Annotated in this window: 23 protein-coding genes and 1 pseudogene; 11 read left to right on the forward strand and 13 right to left on the reverse strand. The window is 35.9% G+C overall.

Going from position 1 to position 20,274, the window contains the following annotated elements:
• Positions 1-111: 111 nt before the first annotated feature.
• The 3 genes from ACSHW7_RS15290 to ruvX form a co-directional block, all read right to left on the reverse strand.
• Positions 112-657 (reverse strand): DUF5606 family protein, encoded by a 546-nt coding sequence (locus ACSHW7_RS15290; protein WP_435680239.1) that lies wholly within the window; start codon positions 655-657, stop codon positions 112-114.
• A 66-nt stretch (positions 658-723) separates the two neighbouring features.
• On the reverse strand, positions 724-1,314 hold the full coding sequence (gene def, locus ACSHW7_RS15295) for a peptide deformylase (protein WP_435680240.1): 591 nt from the start codon (positions 1,312-1,314) through the stop codon (positions 724-726).
• 10 nt (positions 1,315-1,324) lie between these two features.
• Positions 1,325-1,735 (reverse strand): Holliday junction resolvase RuvX, encoded by a 411-nt coding sequence (gene ruvX, locus ACSHW7_RS15300; RefSeq protein WP_435680241.1) that lies wholly within the window; start codon positions 1,733-1,735, stop codon positions 1,325-1,327.
• 212 nt (positions 1,736-1,947) lie between these two features.
• Here ruvX and ACSHW7_RS15305 point away from each other — a divergent pair, with 212 nt between their 5' ends.
• Positions 1,948-2,763, forward strand: coding sequence for a 2,3,4,5-tetrahydropyridine-2,6-dicarboxylate N-succinyltransferase (locus ACSHW7_RS15305; protein ID WP_435680242.1), 816 nt, complete (start codon positions 1,948-1,950; stop codon positions 2,761-2,763).
• A 90-nt stretch (positions 2,764-2,853) separates the two neighbouring features.
• Here the strand turns inward: ACSHW7_RS15305 and ACSHW7_RS15310 are convergent, their stop codons facing one another.
• From ACSHW7_RS15310 to ACSHW7_RS15335, 6 genes are all read right to left on the reverse strand, one after another.
• The gene (locus tag ACSHW7_RS15310) at positions 2,854-3,453 is read right to left on the reverse strand and encodes an NAD(P)H-dependent oxidoreductase (RefSeq protein WP_435680243.1); all 600 of its coding nucleotides are present in this window, start codon (positions 3,451-3,453) and stop codon (positions 2,854-2,856) included.
• A 234-nt stretch (positions 3,454-3,687) separates the two neighbouring features.
• Complete coding sequence (locus tag ACSHW7_RS15315; protein WP_435680244.1) at positions 3,688-4,743, reverse strand: alpha/beta hydrolase fold domain-containing protein; 1,056 nt, start codon at positions 4,741-4,743, stop codon at positions 3,688-3,690.
• Positions 4,744-5,286: 543 nt separating this feature from the next.
• Complete coding sequence (locus ACSHW7_RS15320; RefSeq protein WP_435680245.1) at positions 5,287-5,895, reverse strand: MarC family protein; 609 nt, start codon at positions 5,893-5,895, stop codon at positions 5,287-5,289.
• Complete coding sequence (locus ACSHW7_RS15325; protein ID WP_435680246.1) at positions 5,892-6,401, reverse strand: DUF3124 domain-containing protein; 510 nt, start codon at positions 6,399-6,401, stop codon at positions 5,892-5,894. Before ACSHW7_RS15325 ends, ACSHW7_RS15320 begins: the two co-directional genes overlap by 4 nt.
• A 155-nt stretch (positions 6,402-6,556) precedes the next feature.
• Entirely contained in the window at positions 6,557-7,060 is a 504-nt protein-coding gene (locus ACSHW7_RS15330; protein ID WP_435680247.1) for a GreA/GreB family elongation factor, read from the reverse strand.
• Between the two features lie 100 nt (positions 7,061-7,160).
• Positions 7,161-7,559 (reverse strand): GlcG/HbpS family heme-binding protein, encoded by a 399-nt coding sequence (locus ACSHW7_RS15335; RefSeq protein ID WP_435680248.1) that lies wholly within the window; start codon positions 7,557-7,559, stop codon positions 7,161-7,163.
• Between the two features lie 133 nt (positions 7,560-7,692).
• Between ACSHW7_RS15335 and ACSHW7_RS15340 the strand changes: the two genes are divergently transcribed.
• Complete coding sequence (locus tag ACSHW7_RS15340) at positions 7,693-8,661, forward strand: lipid A deacylase LpxR family protein (RefSeq protein WP_435680249.1); 969 nt, start codon at positions 7,693-7,695, stop codon at positions 8,659-8,661.
• A 36-nt stretch (positions 8,662-8,697) separates the two neighbouring features.
• Here ACSHW7_RS15340 and ACSHW7_RS15345 read toward each other — a convergent pair whose 3' ends face one another.
• Entirely contained in the window at positions 8,698-9,444 is a 747-nt protein-coding gene (locus ACSHW7_RS15345) for a lipopolysaccharide kinase InaA family protein (RefSeq protein ID WP_435680250.1), read from the reverse strand.
• A gap of 65 nt (positions 9,445-9,509) precedes the next feature.
• Between ACSHW7_RS15345 and ACSHW7_RS15350 the strand changes: the two genes are divergently transcribed.
• Entirely contained in the window at positions 9,510-10,595 is a 1,086-nt protein-coding gene (locus tag ACSHW7_RS15350) for a glycosyltransferase family 9 protein (protein ID WP_435680251.1), read from the forward strand.
• A complete protein-coding gene (locus tag ACSHW7_RS15355) occupies positions 10,592-11,173 on the forward strand; it encodes a class I SAM-dependent methyltransferase (protein ID WP_435680252.1) in 582 nt (193 codons plus the stop codon). Before ACSHW7_RS15350 ends, ACSHW7_RS15355 begins: the two co-directional genes overlap by 4 nt.
• An 87-nt stretch (positions 11,174-11,260) precedes the next feature.
• Here ACSHW7_RS15355 and ACSHW7_RS15360 read toward each other — a convergent pair whose 3' ends face one another.
• Together ACSHW7_RS15360 and ACSHW7_RS15365 are read right to left on the reverse strand one after the other, a co-directional pair.
• The gene (locus ACSHW7_RS15360) at positions 11,261-12,091 is read right to left on the reverse strand and encodes a glycosyltransferase family 2 protein (protein ID WP_435680277.1); all 831 of its coding nucleotides are present in this window, start codon (positions 12,089-12,091) and stop codon (positions 11,261-11,263) included.
• Between the two features lie 21 nt (positions 12,092-12,112).
• A pseudogene (locus ACSHW7_RS15365) lies at positions 12,113-12,928 on the reverse strand (glycosyltransferase family 2 protein); the annotation flags it as partial.
• A 243-nt stretch (positions 12,929-13,171) separates the two neighbouring features.
• Here ACSHW7_RS15365 and ACSHW7_RS15370 point away from each other — a divergent pair.
• A complete protein-coding gene (locus ACSHW7_RS15370; protein WP_435680253.1) occupies positions 13,172-13,909 on the forward strand; it encodes a glycosyltransferase family 2 protein in 738 nt (245 codons plus the stop codon).
• A gap of 62 nt (positions 13,910-13,971) precedes the next feature.
• On the opposite strand, the gene ACSHW7_RS15375 is transcribed toward ACSHW7_RS15370, so the two are convergent.
• Positions 13,972-14,676, reverse strand: a complete 705-nt coding sequence (locus tag ACSHW7_RS15375) for a polysaccharide deacetylase family protein (protein ID WP_435680254.1) — start codon at positions 14,674-14,676, stop codon at positions 13,972-13,974.
• A gap of 62 nt (positions 14,677-14,738) precedes the next feature.
• Here ACSHW7_RS15375 and ACSHW7_RS15380 point away from each other — a divergent pair, with 62 nt between their 5' ends.
• The 6 genes from ACSHW7_RS15380 (at position 14,739) to ACSHW7_RS15405 (ending at position 20,268) form a co-directional block, all read left to right on the forward strand.
• Entirely contained in the window at positions 14,739-15,500 is a 762-nt protein-coding gene (locus ACSHW7_RS15380) for a glycosyltransferase family 2 protein (protein WP_435680255.1), read from the forward strand.
• Between the two features lie 53 nt (positions 15,501-15,553).
• Positions 15,554-16,621, forward strand: coding sequence for a glycosyltransferase family 4 protein (locus ACSHW7_RS15385; RefSeq protein WP_435680256.1), 1,068 nt, complete (start codon positions 15,554-15,556; stop codon positions 16,619-16,621).
• A gap of 9 nt (positions 16,622-16,630) precedes the next feature.
• Positions 16,631-17,545, forward strand: coding sequence for a glycosyltransferase family 2 protein (locus ACSHW7_RS15390; RefSeq protein ID WP_435680257.1), 915 nt, complete (start codon positions 16,631-16,633; stop codon positions 17,543-17,545).
• The gene (locus tag ACSHW7_RS15395) at positions 17,535-18,095 is read left to right on the forward strand and encodes an L-threonylcarbamoyladenylate synthase (RefSeq protein ID WP_435680258.1); all 561 of its coding nucleotides are present in this window, start codon (positions 17,535-17,537) and stop codon (positions 18,093-18,095) included. Before ACSHW7_RS15390 ends, ACSHW7_RS15395 begins: the two co-directional genes overlap by 11 nt.
• A 17-nt stretch (positions 18,096-18,112) precedes the next feature.
• Positions 18,113-18,778 (forward strand): class I SAM-dependent methyltransferase, encoded by a 666-nt coding sequence (locus ACSHW7_RS15400; protein WP_435680259.1) that lies wholly within the window; start codon positions 18,113-18,115, stop codon positions 18,776-18,778.
• Between the two features lie 68 nt (positions 18,779-18,846).
• Entirely contained in the window at positions 18,847-20,268 is a 1,422-nt protein-coding gene (locus ACSHW7_RS15405; protein WP_435680260.1) for a CCA tRNA nucleotidyltransferase, read from the forward strand.
• Positions 20,269-20,274 lie beyond the last annotated feature (6 nt).

The raw sequence follows: 20,274 nt of genomic DNA on the forward strand, positions 1-20,274 counted from the left end.
AAATAGCGGAAGAAACGCTGAAATTAAACCTCAGCACCTTTCTTTTATCACAATTTATTAAACAACAAAAGCTGCCTTCTCGGACAGCTTTTGAAAGATAATTTTAAAAGATTATTTTTTTCTTGCGGCAGTACTTTTTGCCGTTGCTCCTTTTTTAGCGGTTGACTTACTTCCCGCTTTTGACGGAGCAGTTTTAGCAGCTCCCGTTATTGCCTCTCTTTGCGTTGGAGTTAGTTTTTCTTTTACTTCTTCTTTGACTGCTTCTTCAGCTTCAGAAAAATCTGTCATACCATTTTTGACTAAAAGATTGTACCATTGCACCACTTTTTTGATGTCACTTGCATACACACGCTCTTCATCATAATCTGGCAAAATTCCGAAGAAATATTCTTCTAATTCAATTTTTGGAACTTTATGGCTGATTGATTCTTTTCCGTCCTCTTTTTTAGCAATCTTTTCAAAAACTACTCTCAACGGCACTTCTTCGGTTAAGGTGTAAATTGCGATTTCAGAAAGTAAACTTACGTTGTGTCTCGCACTCACATTGATTCGCTTTCCATCTAGAAGGGATTCTGCTAAGAAACCGTTTCTAGTTTGAGTTGTTAATTTGTATAATCCTGGCTTTCCTGCAATTGATAAAACTTTTTCTAAGCTCATAAAGTCAATATATTATTTAAAATTAAGGGTGCAAATATGTTTTGAATATTTGTGATATGCAATTGTTTAACGTTTCTTTTTAGCATTTGGATAGCGCATTCTGTAATCGATGCTCGTTTTACCCTTGCTAATGTTAGTCAATTTCCCTTTGATTAATCTCTTTTTTAATGGTGAAAGTTTGTCTGTAAACAACACTCCTTGAATATGGTCGTACTCATGTTGAATGATGCGAGCAATGATTCCTGAATACGACTCTGTATGCTTTTTAAAGTTTTCGTCAAAGTATTCAATCTTAATATCAGATTGGCGAAAAACATCCTCTCGCACGTCTGGAATGCTTAAACAACCTTCATTAAAAGCCCATTCATCACCACTTTCCTCAAGGATGGTGGCATTGATAAATGTTTTTCTAAATTCTGAAACTTGCTTTTGTTCTGCTTCGCTCAAATCCTCATCATCACTAAAAGGTGTAGCATCAACAAGAAATAAACGAATGGGCAATCCAATTTGCGGCGCCGCCAATCCTACTCCTTTTGCAGCATACATGGTTTCGTACATATTTTCAAGGAGCGCTTCCAAGTTAGGATAATCCTTTGAAATATCTTCACATTCTTTTCTTAAAATTGGGTCGCCGTAAGCTACAATGGGTAATATCATTTTCTACAATTTACTTATTATACAAGAATTCTTGTAAAATTATTGTCGCACTAATTTCATCAACGAGCGCTTTATTTTTTCTCTGTTTTTTTGTCAAGCCACCATCAATCATTGATTGAAATGCCATTTTACTGGTATAGCGTTCATTGACTCTCTTTAAAATTATCTTCGGAAATTTCTGCTCAAAACCTTTTATAAAGTTTTGAATATTTACCTCCACACCACTTGCCGTTCCATCTTTTTGCGTTGGCTCTCCAATGACGACAGACTCAACGGTTTCGTTACTAAAATAATCTTTTAGAAAAGGCATTAATTTATGGGTTTCAACTGTTGTCAATCCGCTGGCAATGAGTTGCAACTCATCTGTAACGGCTATTCCCGTGCGTTTTGTCCCATAATCGATTGCTAAAATGCGCGCCATAATTTTGGCAAAAATAAGGGTTTACAGATTAGTATGCTAAAAATGTATGCAGGGAATGATTGGGGTTGTTATCTTTGTTTTTAATTACTAGTCTTTAGTCGGTGGACGATAGACTTTTTTTATGATGCGCATTATTCTGAATATTGATTTGAATTCAGTCATTGTAACGGCGCAGCATATTTCCGAAGTGCAGATACAAAATATAGAAATAGATGAAAAACTTACAAAATATTATTGAAAAAGCGTGGGACGACCGCTCGTTATTGAGCGATGCGAAGACTATAGCAGCAATTAGAGAAGTGGTTGCGCTTTGTGACGCTGGTACACTACGTTGCGCCGAACCCACCGCTAACGGCTGGCAAGTAAATGAATGGGTAAAAAAAGGAATTGTACTTTACTTCCCAATCCAGAAAATGGAAACACTCGAAGCGGGTATTTTTGAATATCATGATAAAATTCCGTTGAAAAGAGGCTATGAAGCTAAAGGAATTAGAGTAGTACCAAATGCCGTCGCTAGACACGGAGCTTACATTTCAAAAGGTGTAATCATGATGCCTAGTTATGTAAATATTGGTGCGTATGTGGACGAGGGAACTATGGTGGATACGTGGGCAACAGTGGGCAGTTGTGCGCAGATTGGTAAAAATGTACACCTTAGTGGTGGTGTGGGAATTGGTGGTGTTTTAGAGCCTCTGCAAGCCGCACCCGTAATTATTGAGGATGGCGCTTTTATAGGATCAAGGTGTATTGTTGTTGAAGGAGTCCGCGTTGAAAAAGAAGCGGTACTTGGCGCAAACGTTGTATTGACTATGAGTACTAAAATAATTGATGTTACGGGAGATACTCCCGTTGAAACCAAAGGGGTTATTCCTGCAAGGTCTGTAGTTATTCCTGGTAGTTATACGAAGAAATTTCCAGCTGGCGAATATCAAGTACCTTGTGCATTGATCATTGGCAAAAGAAAAGAGAGTACAAATAAAAAGACATCTTTGAATGATGCACTGCGCGAGTATGGCGTGGCTGTTTAAACCGAACTATTGATGAAAAGAAAAAGCAGACTAAGATTATTTCTAGTCTGCTTTTTTTTATTTTAAATTCAATATACTATTGTCGAAACCTTAAATTACCTCAATAACATCGGATAGCGTTCTTCTTGATTTTGGCTTTTTTGAAGGCTGATTAGCATCATCTTCATCTCTATAACCTACTGCCACCGCCGCAAGCACATGGTGATTTTTATTATTTAAAATTCTATTGTACTCTTCTGGTTCAATACCTTCCATTGGGGTTGAGTCTATTCCCATTTCGGCACAGGCGCTTAGTAGTATTCCTAGAGCTATGTAGACTTGATTATCCATCCATTTTTTTGTTTCAGCATCAGATTTAGACCTTACCTTATCTCTAAAATAATCAACTGCTCCTTGGGGTAGTTCTCTTTGAATTTGATTTTCAAAAATATCTAAATCATCGATTCGGCTGAAAACGATTACGGTATCACAGTCAATAACTTTCTGCGTGTTCATCTTTGATACTTTGGATAATTTTTGTTTGATTTCAGAATCACTTACAAACGTAAATTTCCAAGGCTGGCTGTTTATCGAAGAAGGTGTTAGCCTAAGGATCTGTTTGAGTTCTTCGAGCTGTATATCACTTAATTTTTTCTCACTCTTATACTTTTTTGTGGTATAACGTTTTTGCATTGATTGTAGAAAACTCATATGTTTATTTCTAACTATATTTTTTACAATAGCAAAATTAAGTATAGTGCCCTAGCCTAGCAATAATAGCTGTTAGGTATAGTACTAATCTTTTGTTAATTAAAGCGGAAATTGCACACCATACACGCAAAAGAATATCCCTGCTGTACAAGCATCAACGTTGACCCCAGTCCTTACATCAATTGCTGAATGGGGAGTTTATGATTCGGAAACGTTGAGTAAAAATAAATATGGCTATTCATTTATCTTTCTAATGATAAAATCAATATAACCTTCATTGCTTGGGTCACTATAAATTATTGGGTTTCCATAATAAGTAACGTTTGAGATACCTACAGCGTCTGCATATTCCTTAATTATTTTTGCATGATATGGATGATGTACTAAACTGTTTAATGTTTGTGGCTCCGTATTTTCATAATATGTATTTTCAACCCAAATTTCTGGGTCATCCGTAGAGAACATAGCAAGCATATCTACATCTTTTCTATATCTTTCTATTTCAGGACTGTTGTATTCTTCAATAGTTTGAACTCCATAAAATTGAAAAAACTTTTCCGTACCAAAATTTATAATGAGATCTTCCCATGTTGTATTGAATTCCTCTAACACTTCAGTTGGCCATCGACTTTCAATATTGTAGCTGGCTTGCACTCCTCCTAAACTTACACCTTTTACTCTTGAACTTTCCGTTAAAACCGGATCTTCATTATTTTCATCTATAAAATCGTCATGAACTCCTAACCATAATGAAATTCCGGCACCCGCTGAGCTACCATAAAGTACAATATTTTCCTTATCAATATTTAACTCATTATGTACATGTTTTATAAACTGCACTGCTCGTTTAGCATCGTTTAAAGGTTTAAGAACTCCATCTGTCTCAAATTCCTGATCTAGTAATCTATAATTGATAGAAGCCACTGCTATATTATTCTCTAGAAGGTTAAGAACTCCAGCCGCATTAGAGGGGTTATAAATAAAATTTTTATCTCCAGCTACAAATCCGCCCCCATGAATAAATATCGCCAATCCTGTTGGGGTCGGACTATTTGGCATGAAAAAATCAAACCTTGTTTTATCAAACTCATCATAAGGAATATCGCTTATGAATAAAGCATCTATTCCCAAAAGATCAATAGGTGGCGTTGAAAATTCAAATAGCGGATTCGATTCGATTGTAGGTATAGATTCAATGTAATCGTCCTCAAAAGACATCTCATTCACATCATCTATAACTAAATCTACTTTACTACAGGATATCAACGAGAAAACTGTGATAAACAACACTAAACTTTTATTCTTTATAAAATCCATTTTCTAAATTTTTAATCTTTATCTCTACACCTTTTAATACTAAAACCCATTGGTTAATAACTAAGATCACACAAATCTATATTGAAGGCATTTGTAAGAATAATTAATTACAAATATAATCAAAATCGGTTTAAAAGCATTAAAAATCGTTTAAAAACATTTTATTTTAACATTTTTAAAGAAAATAATTTTTTGTCAATGATAAGAATCACCAATTTTCCTGTTAATGATTTAAAATTGTTTAAATGAATCAGTGTATACAAATAAGAACTCTTATCCGAAAGAAAATGATTAAGCAAAGAACCTATCATTTAAAATTGAAATTGAAGAAAACACATAAATTAAAAGATACTTGCGCTTTAATTATTTTATTTCTCAAAACAGTTACTTTTCCGCAATGCATTGGACAATCAAAATAATGTTAGTGGAAGTTTGTAAATAGAAAAATTGCAGCTACTGCAAAAATTTTAAAAAAGAAAAAACATTAAATTCTGAAATTTTAAACAATCTAAAATTTCAGCTTAAGAAATAACCGCTAATTCCTGTTAGTATGCTTTGTACAGCATATGAAGCAAGTATTAAACCCATTATTTTACTGATGACGGTGATTCCATAATCCCCTATTCTTTCCTGAAGCTTGTTCGCTACCAATAAGATCAAGCAAGTCAAACCAATTACAATCAGCACTAATAATGTAGTAATACTTTGTTGTTGAATGGTATAAATATGATTGTCTGTCAATAAAACTACCGCCATTATTGCGCCTGGAGATGCAATGGAAGGAATAGCAATAGGGAAAATAGTAACGTGCTTATAGTCTGTAATGTGGCTTTTCTCTTCTTCAGGTTTTCCATCGCCAAAAATCATTGTTAGCGCAAAGAGAAAGAGAATTACACCACCAGAAATTTGAAAAGCATCTAAAGAAACCTTCATTCCCTCTAAAATTAACTGACCGATGACAATAAAAAATAGAAGGATGAAAAACGCTATGACAGATGCCCTGATAGCAATTTTTCTTTTATGGACTTTATCAAATTCCTTCGTGGCTTCAAGATAGACAGGAATAGAACCAATTGGATCTATTACGGCAAAAACAAAAAATAAAGTGGTTAGGTATGTAATCATTTTATCCGAATTCCTTGGGTTGTAAATGATAAACCTTGTTGTCCTTTGGTGGAATTCATAACACCTTCAAAAAGTGGTTCTGGACAATCTTTTGGAGTTTTCCACTCAAAAATAAAGTTTGACCCTGTGCCGCCAGTAACGTCGAGTTCGTCAATTATAATATCTGCTGTTTCCAATGGTCCCAAAAAGATAGGCTCGTCAAAATAGGTTCTTACGTGGACTCCGTGCGTGTCAAAATATTTGGCTTTTAAAAGATAGATAGTATCTGTATCACTTACATTTCTTAAACTCGCCATTGCGGTGAGTCCATGTTTTCTATGCTCTGAAATGCTATATATTTCAGAATAAATAGAGAGATACGATTTGCCATACTCTAATGAGTCTTTTGCTGTAATATCAATGACTCGTTTTGCCCAATTTTCAGAATTAAAGGAACTTATTTCCTTTTCTTCAGCACATGAAAATAAAAAAATAACAGCTAGAAAAAGGATGTGGGATTGTTTCATTTTGGTGGATTGTTTAAAGGAAATTTCAAAAAAAACATGGCTACTCTTGCTATTGCTAACCATTGTAAATATAAGTAAGCAGGGATGATTCTACAATGTTGGTAAGTGAAATAATCTTTACTAAATTGTAGTATTGAATAGGGGAATTTTCAAAATTACTTGTAATCAATTTTAACTATTTCAAATATTCTATCCGCATTGGCTAATTTTAAAACCGCCTTCTCCCCTACTTTTTTATTAATTAAAATTTTTGCGATGGGAGAAACAAAAGAAATTTTTCCTTTTGAAATATTAGCTTCATCTACACCTACAAGTTGATATTGCTGAGTTCTTTTCTCATCATTAACTCGTAACGTTACCGTAGCGCCAAAAAGCACCTTGTCCTTTAATTGTTTGTCTAAATCTACAATTTTTGCCGTGGCAATACGGTTGTTTAATAATTGTAATTTGGCATTGATATGGTTAATTGCAATACGCTTTTCCTTTTCATTTGTGGTATCAAATTCTGCCTTGCTAGCCATCAATGATTGTTTTTCCTCTTCAAGTTCATTCATTCCCGTTTGTGTTACATAATTGGTAGCGCGCTCAGGCAAATGCGATCTTGGTGGCACAATGGGAATTTCCTCTTGGTCATCTTCTTTAACAAATCCTCTGCTCATATCTTAAATTTTATCTGATTTCTATCGTAATTTAGTGTGATGTTTAAATAAAAAAGAGGATGATTTTAAACAATCATCCTCTTTTAAAACCAATGATTTTTTATAATGCCTTAGCTCCAGCATCTGCAACGGTATGGTCATTCTCAACGGAACTTCCGCTCACGCCAATCGCACCAACGACTTCGCCTTTACCATTTTTTAAAGGAATTCCGCCAGGAAATGTAATCAGACCACCATTTGAGTGTTCTATATTAAAAAGTGAACCTCCCGGTTGCGACAATCCACCTATGTCTCCTGTATTCATGTCGAAAAAACGAGCTGTTTTTGCTTTTTTTATTGAAATGTCCAATGACCCTAACCAAGCGCCATCCATACGACCAAAAGCTACTAAATTTGCACCTGCATCTACAACTGCAATGTTCATTTTTGTATCGATTGCTTTCGCTTTTTCCTTTGCTGCCGAAATTATTTTCTCAGCCTGCGCTAATTTAATATTCATATTTATCTAGGTTTTTATTTATCACATAATAGTAACTAATTAAAGCAGTATTTGCAATAAAGTGGCGTGAAGGTTTTGTTAATACTCAACTTGTCGTTAAAAACCGATTATTGTTTACTATCGTATACTTAATATGAGGAAAATCATAGCGCTTTGTGTCATTTCAATAATATTTACTGAAATTTCAATTGCACAAAAAATAGACAATTTGGCTTCTTATAGAGATATAAAGAGCAACAGCTATTTTAGGTTTAATTACGACAATGATTTTTTTGCGGCAACCGACGAAAATTACACACAAGGCTATAGCTTTGAACTGGTGCTCCCCTATTTTAAAACCAACCCCTTCAACCATTTATTTTTTACACCGAAAAGTGAAACTGTTGAAACTCGTTTCGGCCTTGCCGTTGAACATATAGGTTATACTCCTAATCGGTATGAACTCCCCGAAATTCAAGTGGGCGACAGACCTTTTGCAGCTGCTATTATGCTAAAGAGTTTTATTATTGCAACTGATATTGAAAAGAGAAGTAGGTTTACCTCATCCTTTAGTCTAGGATTTATAGGGCCCGCAGCTTTTGGGGAAGAAATGCAACGAGGGATTCACAAAGCCACCGGAAACAAAACACCCTTAGGTTGGGGGAATCAGATTAAGAACGATATTGTCCTCAACTATGAAGTAGGCTACGAGAAACAACTTATCAATTATAAAAATTTAGTTTCATTACAAGCTACAGCAAATGCAAAAGTTGGAACGCTATTCACAAATGGTTCTTTGGGATTGAATACCACAATAGGACTTATTAATTCTCCTTTTACCTCAACCAGCGAAAGAAATGGCTTTAAAATCTACGCCTACGCAAACCCCATTATAAGCGTCATTGGTTATGACGCTACATTACAGGGTGGCGTATTTAATAATAAAAGCCCTTACACGATTGCATCAAGCGATGTGGAGCGATTTACGGGGCAATTTAAATATGGAATTGTGATAAAAACAAAGACATTGTTCTTTGAATATTCTCAGGCCATAATTACCAAGGAATACGTAACCGGAAGCAGTTATAAATGGGGCGGAATGAAAGTGGGGTTTACCTTCTGAATGTACACCAGTAAAAAATGTCGATTAAATTAAAATCTATTTCCTCCTCCTCAACTTCTTCCTATTCACTTTCCCTTGAAATTCTTTACTATAAAATAACATCCATTGTTGCACCTCAGTTTCGGGAGCACCTACTAACCCAGCATACACTGGTGCCATTATATTAATCATCTTTTTTGATAGCCAAAGCCTTCTAAAATTATGCATGCGTTTCTTTAAATCAAGCACTTCAAAACGCATACGGTTTAAGTCGATAAGGTAAAAATCAAAGGTGTTGTTTGGGCCTTTTTTGATGAGTGTATTTCCTGGAGAGTGGTCTAGAAAATTGATGTTGTTTTCGTGCAGTTTAAAAGTGAACGCTGCCATTTGGCGTAAGATTTCGTCGCGCTGTGGATATTGAGGATTGTGGTTGAGCACCCTAAAGTCGAGGTCGTATTCCACATGTTCGCTGATGTAATAACTTTCTTTTAATCCGAAACCAAACTGCTCCACAAACGCTATGGGCAATGGTGTGTTAATCCCTTTTTGGGTAAGTATACTCGCATACTCGAAAGAGCGTTTTGCTTTACTTTTCCGAAGAAATTGATAGACAAGTGCTTGAAAAAAATTAGGAGTTTTGAACTTTTTAATGTTCAGAGTTACTCCTTTAACCGTAACTTTTTTTATGACATTACGGTCTCCTTTTGTTACATATTCGCCTAGATTATCAAAATCCTGCAACAAGGTCACGATGTCCCCTAAGAGATTTGAATATGCTGGATTAAGGACAACGTTATGTTTCATATATTGGTAAATCTCGCTATCATCTCGTCAATTATTTTTCAAAAAATAGCTACTTTGCGAAGATAATGGAACGCAAACAAATACTCGTAATTCAAAACAAAAGGATTGGTGATGTACTCATCTCTTCGGTGATTGCTAATAATATCAAGCAGGTATTTCCGCAGAGCAAAATTACTTATTTTGTCTATGATTACACCACGGGTGTTTTGGAAAACAATCCTAATATTGACCATATTATTTCGGTACAAGAAAAAGTTTTGAAGAAGCCATTGGAGCTTTTTAAAATGGTGCGAAAAATTCGAAATATGAAGTTCGATATTATTTTTGACCCCTATTCAAAATTGCAGAGCAGATTGATTTGTCTTTTCAGCAATGCCGAATATCGCATTGGTTTTAAACGCGCGCACAAGACAATGAAACTTCCGTTTTTTACCCATCCCGTGAACTTTAAAGAGCATCGTACCAAAGACTGCGGAAAAGCAATAGAAGATAGAATTAATATGATTGATGAAGTATTCGGAATCCAAAATCCAGAATACGCACCAAAGATTTTTCTAACCCAAGAAGAAAAGAAATACAACCCCATTTCCGAAGTAAAAAAACCAGTAATTATGCTGGGTGTGTTGGGGAGTACACCTCAAAAATCAATGCCGTATCATTATATCGCAGAGATTATAAATTACATTACTAAAACATACAGTGCTACACTTCTATTTAATTATGCCCCGCACCAAAAAGTAGAAGCGATTAAAATTTATGAAATGTGCGAGGACAAAGACCAAATCAATGTTGATATCTATGAAAATACCATACGCGGATTTATTAAATTAATAAATCAGTGTGATTTGCTCGTCTCAAACGAAGGCGGTAGCGTTCACATTACAAAAGCGCTGGAAGTGCCTACATTTACTATATATTCGCCGTACGTAAACAAAGAACATTGGTGTAGTTTTGAAGATGGAAAAGCGCACGACTCCATTCATTTACTTGAAGAAAAACCAGATTTATTCAATACCTTCACTTTAGAAGAACGACGAAAAATTGAAGAGAACCCCAACGAACTTTACAACAAACTAACCCCAGAAATGATTCTCAAAAAACTGAAACCGTTTCTAGAACATCATCTTTCTCAAGCAAAAAAACAGCCATGAATATACTCGATAAATTTCACCATTGGCGCAGAAAGATGCGTTGGGACAAGCAATATAAGAGCGGACGTTGGGACAGCCTTGCCAGCGAAAAAGAGTTAAAACGCTATCAGCAAATTGTAGATTTTATAAAAAAGTACGGGAACAATAACCCAAGTATTTTGGATATTGGTTCTGGCGACGGAGTTCTTACAATGCGTATGGATGAGAAAGATTACAGCTACTTTTTAGGGTTAGATTTTTCAAAAGAATCCATTAAAAAAGCCCAAAGTAGAAATTTGCCAAAATCAAATTTTGAAACTGCTGACGCAATAACATATCAACCTGAACAGAAGTTTGACATCATCGTTTTTAACGAAGCATTCTACTATTTTCACGATACAAAAAAACAAGAAGTATTAGACCGAATGATTGATGCCTTAAATCTTAACGGTATCATCATTACTTCCATCTACAGAGAAGGTCACGGTTGTTGGGAATTCTTTAAAGAAAGTGTGGTATTAAAAGAGTTAGATTTTGAAACCGTAACCACAGATGAAGAATTGAGGTATTGGAAAGTTGGGGTGTATGCGAGAAAATAAAAAAAATGTCCGGTTGAGCGCAGTCGAAACCTAAACTCTAATAAGGTTTTAAAATAAATGATGTTAAATGAAATTATCCTAGTACCGCTAGTGAGAAACAACATTTCTCATCTCCCCTTTCAAAATCCCGAACTCCGTCCAAACTTTATTTTCAACTCTTGTATTTTTTCTAATCTCTTTATTCTTTAAAATCATGTTGTCTGTCACATAACCACGAGCGTGGTCAAGATGAACCGTCACAGCACTATATCGTATTTGAATTCCTTGAATTCCGTAATTAGAAAGCCGTTCGCCCAGTTCTCGGTCTTCACCACCATATTGCATGCGTTCGTCAAAACCATTGACCGCCAATATATCTTCTCGCCAGCCCGAAGCATTATTTCCATCCCACGTGGGAGTCGTGGTCGTAAAAGTATTTAAGAAAGTTTCCTTTAGACCCTGCGACGTTAATTTATTAATTTTAAAGTTCTTCTTTTGGCCGTTTTCAATAAGCCATTCTGCATCAAAACAACGTTGCTTTTCCACATCTTCTCTTGAAATGGCTTCGGAAATTTCCATGGAAAGCTTAAAATAACCACCCGATAAAAAATGTCCTTTTTTTCTGTTCCTTAAATGTTTGGCCACAAAATCTTCCCTTGGAATACAATCACCATCGCTAAAAATTAAATACTCCCCACTTGAAGCTTGAATAGCTTTATTTAAAATTCTTGTTTTTTGAAATCCATCATCCTCTTGCCAAACGTGTACAATCTTTAATTTTGATTCGGCTTTTATTTTTTCAATCATCTGTTTCGTTTCTGGCCCTGAGCCATCATCTGCAATAACGATTTCAAAATCTTTTGCCAATTGGTTTTCAAAACCCCAAATTGATTTTTCCAACCAAAGCGGCTGATTATAAGTACTCAATATAATAGACACCGCAGCTTTGTCGGGCGCGTCTTTCGTAATTCCTTTTGCTGTCCATTGCTTTTGGTACTCGCGCGTTTCTTTTCTAATCGCTTGATTTTTTTTAATCGAAGCTTCATTTTTATAGCCCCGCGGATGGTCTAAATGCACAACGATTGCGTTGTATCTTATCTGCTTGCTTTTAATTCCTAGGTTAAATAAACGCTCACCCAATTCTCTATCCTGTCCACCATATTGCATTTCTTCGTTCAATCCATTCACCGCAATAATATCTTTGGTCCACCCAGAAGCGTTGTGACCATTCCAGCTAGCATTGGTTGGTGTAATTAAATTTAAAATAGATGCAGTTACATTTCCGGCGGTAAGTTTATTGTTTTTAAATGAAGTATTCAGCCCGTTTTCCTTGAGCCATTTCAAATCAAAACAGCGTTCGTTATAGATATCATCTTTTGTAATGGCTTCGCTAATGCCCAAGGGCAACATAAAATAGCCGCCACTCAAGAAAAATCCTTCTTCTCTGTATTTTACATGTTGCTCCACAAAATCCTTACGCGGTATGCAATCGCCATCACTCATTATAATGTATGGTGCGCTACATTTGAGCACCGCTTTGTTTAAAATTTCAGATTTCTGAAATCCGTTATCTTCATGCCATACATGCACAATTGAATAAAAAACCTCTTTATGCAAACGCTCCAATAGTTGGCGAGTTTCATCATTTGAACCATCATCTGCAATCACAACTTCAAACATTCTATAGGTTTGATTATTATACCCGTACAATGTTTTTTCTAACCAATCGGTTGCATTGTAGGTGCTGATAATGATAGAGGTATCAATCGTTTTCATGGCTGCAAAGATAGAAAAAAGCGAGTAGCTAGAAGCTGGTAGCCCGAAGCAAAATTAAGAAGCAAAGAAGAATATGCGATAACTCTAATAACTTCGGAAATATTATTTATTTGATACATTTTTTCTTCATTTCACTTTTTAGAAAAGTCTTGCTTACAAAAGCAGTAAAAGCGAAAGAATTTTTTCGATTTCAGTTTCATTTTCGATTTCGATTTCATTTGGGATTTCCCTACTTTTACAACCATGCCCACACTTACAGTAATCATACCTACGTACAATGAAGCCGCCTACATTGAGGATGCGCTCAAAAGTGTTGCATTTGCAGACGAGATTATTTTAATAGACTCCTTTTCCGAAGACAATACCGTAGCCATTGCAACTCCTTATGTGACTAAAGTTATGCAACGGGAGTTTGATAATTTCAGTAATCAAAAAAATGCGGCATTACAAGAGGCCACGGGTGATTGGGTATTATTTGTGGATGCTGACGAACGCGTAACGCAATCCCTTGAAGCCGAAATCAAAGCAACCATTGCAGCGCCAAAACACGGTGGATATAAAATTAATTTTCCTCATTTTTACATGAACCGCTTTTTATACAGTCACAGCGATGATGTGTTACGCCTGGTTAAAAGAAACTGCGCGAGGTACAGTGGTTCTGTCCATGAAAAATTAACCTGCGAAGGAAGCATTGGCAAACTCGAAAACAAAATGCTCCACTATACGTACAAAGGGCTCACAAATTATATTACAAAGAAAGAAAGCTACGCCTGGTATCAAGCCGAACAGCTTTACAACAAAGGCAAAAAAGCAACGTGGTTTCATTTTTTCATCAAACCCACTTATCGTTTTTTTAGAAGTTTTATCCTCAAAGGCGGATACAAGGATGGCGTCCCGGGATTAACGGTTTCGGCAGTAAATGCCTATGGTGTTTTTGAGCGTTACGTGAAGTTGCGTTTGTTGCACAAGGGGATGCGTTAAAGCCCCTCCTAGCCTCCCCGAAGTGTAGGAACAAAATAACTTTTTAAGATTTTTTTTATAATTTAAATCAACTTTCCCCAGCGTAGTTTACGTTTAAATTTTGAAAAAGAATATTCTCCTTTAATTTCAATTCGTTGAATTTCAAAAGGATTTTTAAACGGGAATTTGTTCACTCTATTCCCTATTCTTAGTCCAAATTCAAAACCTTCATCTTTTAAATGATTTATAAATTTTTGCTTCGTGAATTTCTCTTTTGGGAATTTTCCGTAGGGATATGCTAATGCCGGAGCAAATGATAATTCATTTTTCTCAACAGCTTGAAAACTCAAACGGGTATCTTCCGCTATTTCTGAAATTTCAAGTTCATTATATTTTTTGTGAAGGTAGCTATGATAGGCTATTTCAATGACTGAGCGGTCCAAAGTTTTTAAAATTTCCGCAGTCATTATGGGAAGGCTCTTTGTATGCCAAGCATCGTTTTTACCTAAATATTTCAACGGAATAAAAAAAGTAGCTTTCAATCCGTACTTTTTTAAAAGCGGCACGGCAAACTCTAACTGACTCACAAATCCGTCGTCAAAAGTGATGACCACATTTTTCTTTGAAGGAAGTTCAGCATAATTGTGCAGCTCGCTAAAATGATAACTTCGGAAATTTCTATCGGCTAAAAATTTAAACTGTTCCTCTAATTTTGTAACGCTAATTGTGAGCCCGTTGCTTTCGGTTTCGGAAACATTGTGATACATTAAAATAGGAAGTTTCGCCACGGTGGTTTTTGGTGTTTATCACTGTAAAATTAGTACTTTTACAGCCAAACCAAACAACACGATTGGAAAATCTACCAAAAATTTCAGCAGTCGCCATTACCCTCAACGAAGCTAGCGCTATGCAAGGCTTTCTCGAAAGTTTATGGTTTGCAGATGAAATTATAATCGTGGATTCTCAAAGCACTGATGCTACTGTCGCCATCGCTTCGGAAAATGAAAAAGTGACAGTATTCCAACGCGCATTTGATAATTTTTCAGCACAAAAAAACTTTGCCATTTCAAAAGCAAATAACGATTGGGTTGTCTTTTTTGACCCCGATGAAGAAATTACAAAACCCCTCGCCCAAGAAATTATAGCAGCATTAAAAAACCCAAAAGCAATCGCTTATTACGTAAACCGTGAGTTCCATTTTATGGGCAAACGAATAAAATACAGTGGTTTACAAAATGACAATGTAATTAGAGTTTTCAATAAAAACTACTGCAAATACAACGATAACTTAGTCCACGAAACATTGGAGGCCAATGGCGAAATAGCGCAGTTAAAAAATAGATTACCACATTACACCTATAAAACATTTGACGATTACACGGGCAAAATGCACCAGTATAGCGCATTGCAAGCCAAGATGTTATATAAAAAAAACAAGAAGCCTACGCTATACCATTTTTTATTTAGACCTTGGTATCGGTTTGTAAATCAGTTCTTTTTCCGATTGGGGATATTGGACGGAAAAGAAGGTTTTATTTTGGCGTACGTAAGTGCGTTTTCAGTATTTAAAAGGTATGTAAATTTGTGGTTGTTGTATCGTAAAATTGATTGAAACACCATCACCCCAGCCCTCTCCCTCAAGGGACAGGGTGCAAATAAATAAAAATGCACCAAGTATTCTTAGAATCACATAATCTCAAAAATAAGTTCACTGGCTTTGGGCAGTTCAATTATCATTTGATAAAAGCACTGGCACAGCAGGATACTTCAGGAATGAATATTACTTTGCATGCAAAGGATGTTGATGCGTTGAAAAAAGAATTCGGGACTAAGTTTTATTACAAAAAATATAAGAGTATCACGCGTCATAAACCTTTCAGAATAAAGAAAAAATATGATGTTTGGCATTGCTTAAATCAAAATATTAAAATTGAGCCTTTTTACAATATACCCTATGTGTTGACGGTACACGATATCCATTTTGTAACTGAAGGATCAGAAGGATTACAAAAAAAACTCCGCCAAAAATTTGAAGCAAAATTGAAACGCAGCAACTCTATTGTTTACATTTCAAATTTCGCAAAGCAAGATACACATGCTCATTTTAACGTGCCAAATGTTCCAGAATATATAATTTACAACGGCAACACAATTACCGATGTTGACATTCCCACTTCATTTAAACCCACGATTAAAACAGAAAGGCCCTATTTATTTTCCATTGGAGATTTTAGCGAACGTAAAAATTTCATCAGTTTAGTCGAAATGTTAAGGCACACGCCCGAATATGATTTGGTTTTAGCAGGAAACAACACCTCCTTGTACGCAAACAAATTGGCTCAATTAGTTACTCAATATGGACTAGAGGACCGTGTATTTAAATTGGGTAAAATTGAAGATGTTGAAAAGCATTATTATTTTAAAAATTGTGAAGCTTTCGTGTTTCCATCACACCGGGAAGGCTTTGGGATTCCACCCATTGAGGCAATGTATTTTGGAAAACCTGTGTTTCTTTCAAATAACACTTCACTGCCAGAAATAGGGGGCGAAAATAGTTTTTATTGGGACCATTTTGAACCCAAATATATGGCAAAAGTACTCCAAGAAGGAATGCAAACTTTTAAGCAAAATCAGCCCATTCTAGAAGATTGGTATATCAAGCGCGCCAAAAGTTTTGATTGGAATGATACAGCAAAAAAATATATTGAGGTATATCAATCTCTTTTAGACTAATTTTGCACCATGAACGACGTTGCTGTAATTCTTATCAACTATAATTCCACCAAGTATACCGTGGAAGCTGTAAAGACTGTGCTTTCAAAAACTTCGGAAATTTTAAAGGTTCAAATAATCGTTGTTGACAATAACTCTGAGATAGCGGAATATCAACTTTTAAAAGAAAAGCTTCCAAAGCAATCCAACATAACGTTGCACCGAAGTATTATCAATACAGGGTTTGGTGGCGGCAATATGTACGGCGCTCAATTTGCAAATGCAAAATATCTGCTATTTTTAAATAACGATGCTATGTTGCTCAATGACTGCTTATCGTTACTCAAGACCTATATGGATGCAAACCAAAACGTAGGTGTCTGCACAGCTCAAAATTATGACGAGCACAACAATTTTGCCCCATCTTTTGACCATAATAAAGGATTGCGTCGATTTATTTTTGGCCGTAGTTTTCTCGAAAAGAGCAATTCCAAACGCTATCAAAAACGAAAAAAAAATTACACGGAACCCATTGCAGTAGATTGGGTAAATGGCGCATTTCTATTTTTTAGAATCGCTGCATTTGAGGCTATTGGTGGTTTTGATACTAACATATTTCTGTATTGGGAAGAAATGGACGTTTGCCATAGACTTCGGAAATTAGGCTTTGAAAGCCATTTAGTACCTTCGGCAAAAATTTTACATTATCAGGGCGTGAGTATTGGTGTCTCAAAACGTATAAACAAAGAAAGTTACATTTCATATTTATACGTCATTCGCAAAAATTTCGGCTATGCCAAATACCAAGTTACACGATTGTATTTAACTTTGGCTTTGCTGTTAAAACCTAAAAAATGGTATTTGCTACCCATCGTTTTAAAAAGCGATGCGCTAGCCTTATCTTTAAAACAACAACAAAAAATACGCTACATTTATGAGGACTGAAATTGAAAATGCACTTGCTGTTTTAAAGCGCGGCGGACTTATACTCTACCCTACCGATACCGTTTGGGGAATTGGCTGCGATGCCACGCACCCAGATGCCATTGACCGCATCTATAAATTGAAAAAACGTGCAGAAAGCAAATCTATGGTTTGCTTGGTAAACGATTTTAAAATGCTCCAGCAGTTTGTGGAGGAAATTCCAGAGGTGGCTTATGATATTCTGAAATTTGCTGCGAAGCCCACCACAATTATCTACGACGATCCTATTAGAGTTTCCGAAAATATTATCGCGGAGGATAATACACTCGCCATACGTGTGGTACAAGACGATTTCTGTAAACAACTCTGCAGAAAATTTAGACGCCCAATTGTTTCTACCTCAGCAAACATTAGCGGACAAAAAACGCCCGGAAGTTTTAAAGAAATTTCAAAAGAGATTATTGATGGTGTTGATTATGTTGTAAACCTCAACCAAAACGTAAAATCCGAAAAACCATCAGCAATTATAAAGTTGAGCAAGGATGGGCGGGTTAAAGTTATAAGAGAGTAATAGAAAAAAATTATAGAATGAGTAACATCCCTGAAGGACTAGATTATATAAACAAACCAAACGACTATTACGAAAACGCACGTCCAGAGATGTTGGCATTTTTACCCTTGGGTGTAAAAACAGCTCTCGATGTAGGTTGTAGCAATGGTGAATTTGGAGCCGCTATCAAAAACAAGTGTGGTGCTGAAGTTTGGGGCATTGAACCCTTCGAGCAGTTTGGAAAATTAGCGATTGACAAACTAGATACCGTTTTTATTTCTTCGGTAGAAGGAGCGATAGAAAAATTACCAAATAATTATTTTGATGTTATTTACTTCAATGATGTTTTAGAACACTTGTTAGACCCCTATTCAATCCTTGAAAAACTGAAAATAAAGTTAAAAAGTGATGGGCACGTGATTAGCTCAATCCCAAACATTCGCTACTTTAGAACATTCTTTAAAATATTATTCCAAGGAAATTGGGATTATGAAGACCAAGGTATCATGGATAGAACGCATGTACGCTTCTTTACTAAAAAGAGTATTGTAAAAATGTATGAAAATGCAGGTTACACCATTGTTTCACATGAAGGAATTAATGGCAGCAAATCTTTAAAACCCTCACTTATCAATATTCCGCTACTTGGCTCTGCTAGTGATATGCGTTACCTTCAATTTGCAACTGTAGCTAGGAAGAAATAAAGGAGCTTTCATTTAAGGTTTTCCGCTAAATCAATGTTATTTTTGTATTCTGCAAAAACAATATTTCTGTGTTAAGACCTACTTACAATAACGCCTTAAAAAACCCAGTATTTAATACCGTTTCAAAAGCTGCCGATTCACTTTCTGTAGATGCTTATGTAATTGGCGGATTTGTGCGTGACTATCTTTTGAAAAGAGGTGATGCAAAAGATATTGATATTGTTGCCGTAGGAAGCGGAATCGAACTCGCTAAAGAAGTTTCAAAAAACCTTTCCCACAAGCCTAAAGTTGCCATCTTTAAAACCTATGGTACAGCCGCACTTAAAACTGCTGGAATTGAATTGGAATTTGTAGGCGCAAGAAAAGAAAGCTACTCAAAAGACAGCCGCAATCCCATAGTAGAAAACGGAACATTACAAGACGATCAAAACCGTAGAGATTTTACCATCAATGCGCTTGCTTTAAGCTTAAATGAAGCAACCTTTGGAGAATTATTGGATCCGTTTGACGGCGTAAAAGATCTTGAAAACAAAATCATTCGCACGCCACTTGACCCAGATATCACCTACAGCGATGATCCATTACGCATGATGCGTGCTATCCGTTTCGCAACACAACTTGATTTCACCATTGAAAAAGAATCTCTGGATGCCATTACTCGCAACGCAGACCGAATCAAAATCATCACCAATGAACGCATTGTTGATGAACTCCATAAAATATTAGCATCGCCAGTTCCTTCAAAAGGATTTGCATTGATGCACAAAACAGAATTGTTGCAATACATTATGCCAGAATTACTTGCATTACAAGGAATAGACGAGAAAGAAGGACAGCGACATAAAGATAATTTTTGGCACACGCTGGAAGTGGTCGATAACATTGCATTGACAACAGATAATTTGTGGTTGCGATGGGCAGCATTATTGCACGATATTGGAAAAGCACCCACAAAACGTTTTGATAAAAAAATAGGTTGGACGTTCCATGCTCACGAATTTGTAGGCTCAAAAATGGTTTACAAATTATTCAAGCGATTAAAAATGCCATTGAATGATAAAATGAAATTTGTTCAAAAAATGGTTTTAATGAGCTCTCGCCCCATTGTACTAGCAAGTGATGTTACAGATAGCGCAGTACGTAGACTCATCTTTGATGCTGGAGAATATGTTGAAGATTTAATGACATTGTGCGAGGCAGATATTACAACAAAAAATCCAAAAAAATTTAAACGGTACCATAGCAATTTTCAACTTGTAAGAGATAAAATAGTGGAAGTTGAAGAACGCGACCAAGTCCGAAATTTCCAACCGCCCGTAACCGGTGAGGAAATTATGAAAACCTTCAACCTAAAACCTTCGCGAGAAATAGGACTTATTAAAGACGCCATCAAAGAAGCTATTTTAGAAGGAGAAATTGCTAACGATTATGAAGAAGCAAAAGCTTTAATGTTGAAAAAAGGAAAAGAATTAGGACTTTTAGTTCAATAAAAAATA

This window comes from Patiriisocius sp., assembly GCF_051252435.1.
GTDB lineage: Bacteria > Bacteroidota > Bacteroidia > Flavobacteriales > Flavobacteriaceae > Patiriisocius.

Bases quoted from the DNA above. Each gene is read 5' to 3' on its own strand.
- ACSHW7_RS15290 (WP_435680239.1), bottom strand. From the start codon at position 657: ATGAGCTTAGAAAAAGTTTTATCAATTGCAGGAAAGCCAGGATTATAC.
- def (WP_435680240.1), bottom strand. From the start codon at position 1,314: ATGATATTACCCATTGTAGCTTACGGCGACCCAATTTTAAGAAAAGAA.
- ruvX (WP_435680241.1), bottom strand. From the start codon at position 1,735: ATGGCGCGCATTTTAGCAATCGATTATGGGACAAAACGCACGGGAATA.
- ACSHW7_RS15305 (WP_435680242.1), top strand. From the start codon at position 1,948: ATGAAAAACTTACAAAATATTATTGAAAAAGCGTGGGACGACCGCTCG.
- ACSHW7_RS15310 (WP_435680243.1), bottom strand. From the start codon at position 3,453: ATGAGTTTTCTACAATCAATGCAAAAACGTTATACCACAAAAAAGTAT.
- ACSHW7_RS15320 (WP_435680245.1), bottom strand. From the start codon at position 5,895: ATGATTACATACCTAACCACTTTATTTTTTGTTTTTGCCGTAATAGAT.
- ACSHW7_RS15325 (WP_435680246.1), bottom strand. From the start codon at position 6,401: ATGAAACAATCCCACATCCTTTTTCTAGCTGTTATTTTTTTATTTTCA.
- ACSHW7_RS15330 (WP_435680247.1), bottom strand. From the start codon at position 7,060: ATGAGCAGAGGATTTGTTAAAGAAGATGACCAAGAGGAAATTCCCATT.
- ACSHW7_RS15335 (WP_435680248.1), bottom strand. From the start codon at position 7,559: ATGAATATTAAATTAGCGCAGGCTGAGAAAATAATTTCGGCAGCAAAG.
- ACSHW7_RS15340 (WP_435680249.1), top strand. From the start codon at position 7,693: ATGAGGAAAATCATAGCGCTTTGTGTCATTTCAATAATATTTACTGAA.
- ACSHW7_RS15345 (WP_435680250.1), bottom strand. From the start codon at position 9,444: ATGAAACATAACGTTGTCCTTAATCCAGCATATTCAAATCTCTTAGGG.
- ACSHW7_RS15350 (WP_435680251.1), top strand. From the start codon at position 9,510: ATGGAACGCAAACAAATACTCGTAATTCAAAACAAAAGGATTGGTGAT.
- ACSHW7_RS15355 (WP_435680252.1), top strand. From the start codon at position 10,592: ATGAATATACTCGATAAATTTCACCATTGGCGCAGAAAGATGCGTTGG.
- ACSHW7_RS15370 (WP_435680253.1), top strand. From the start codon at position 13,172: ATGCCCACACTTACAGTAATCATACCTACGTACAATGAAGCCGCCTAC.
- ACSHW7_RS15385 (WP_435680256.1), top strand. From the start codon at position 15,554: ATGCACCAAGTATTCTTAGAATCACATAATCTCAAAAATAAGTTCACT.
- ACSHW7_RS15390 (WP_435680257.1), top strand. From the start codon at position 16,631: ATGAACGACGTTGCTGTAATTCTTATCAACTATAATTCCACCAAGTAT.
- ACSHW7_RS15395 (WP_435680258.1), top strand. From the start codon at position 17,535: ATGAGGACTGAAATTGAAAATGCACTTGCTGTTTTAAAGCGCGGCGGA.
- ACSHW7_RS15400 (WP_435680259.1), top strand. From the start codon at position 18,113: ATGAGTAACATCCCTGAAGGACTAGATTATATAAACAAACCAAACGAC.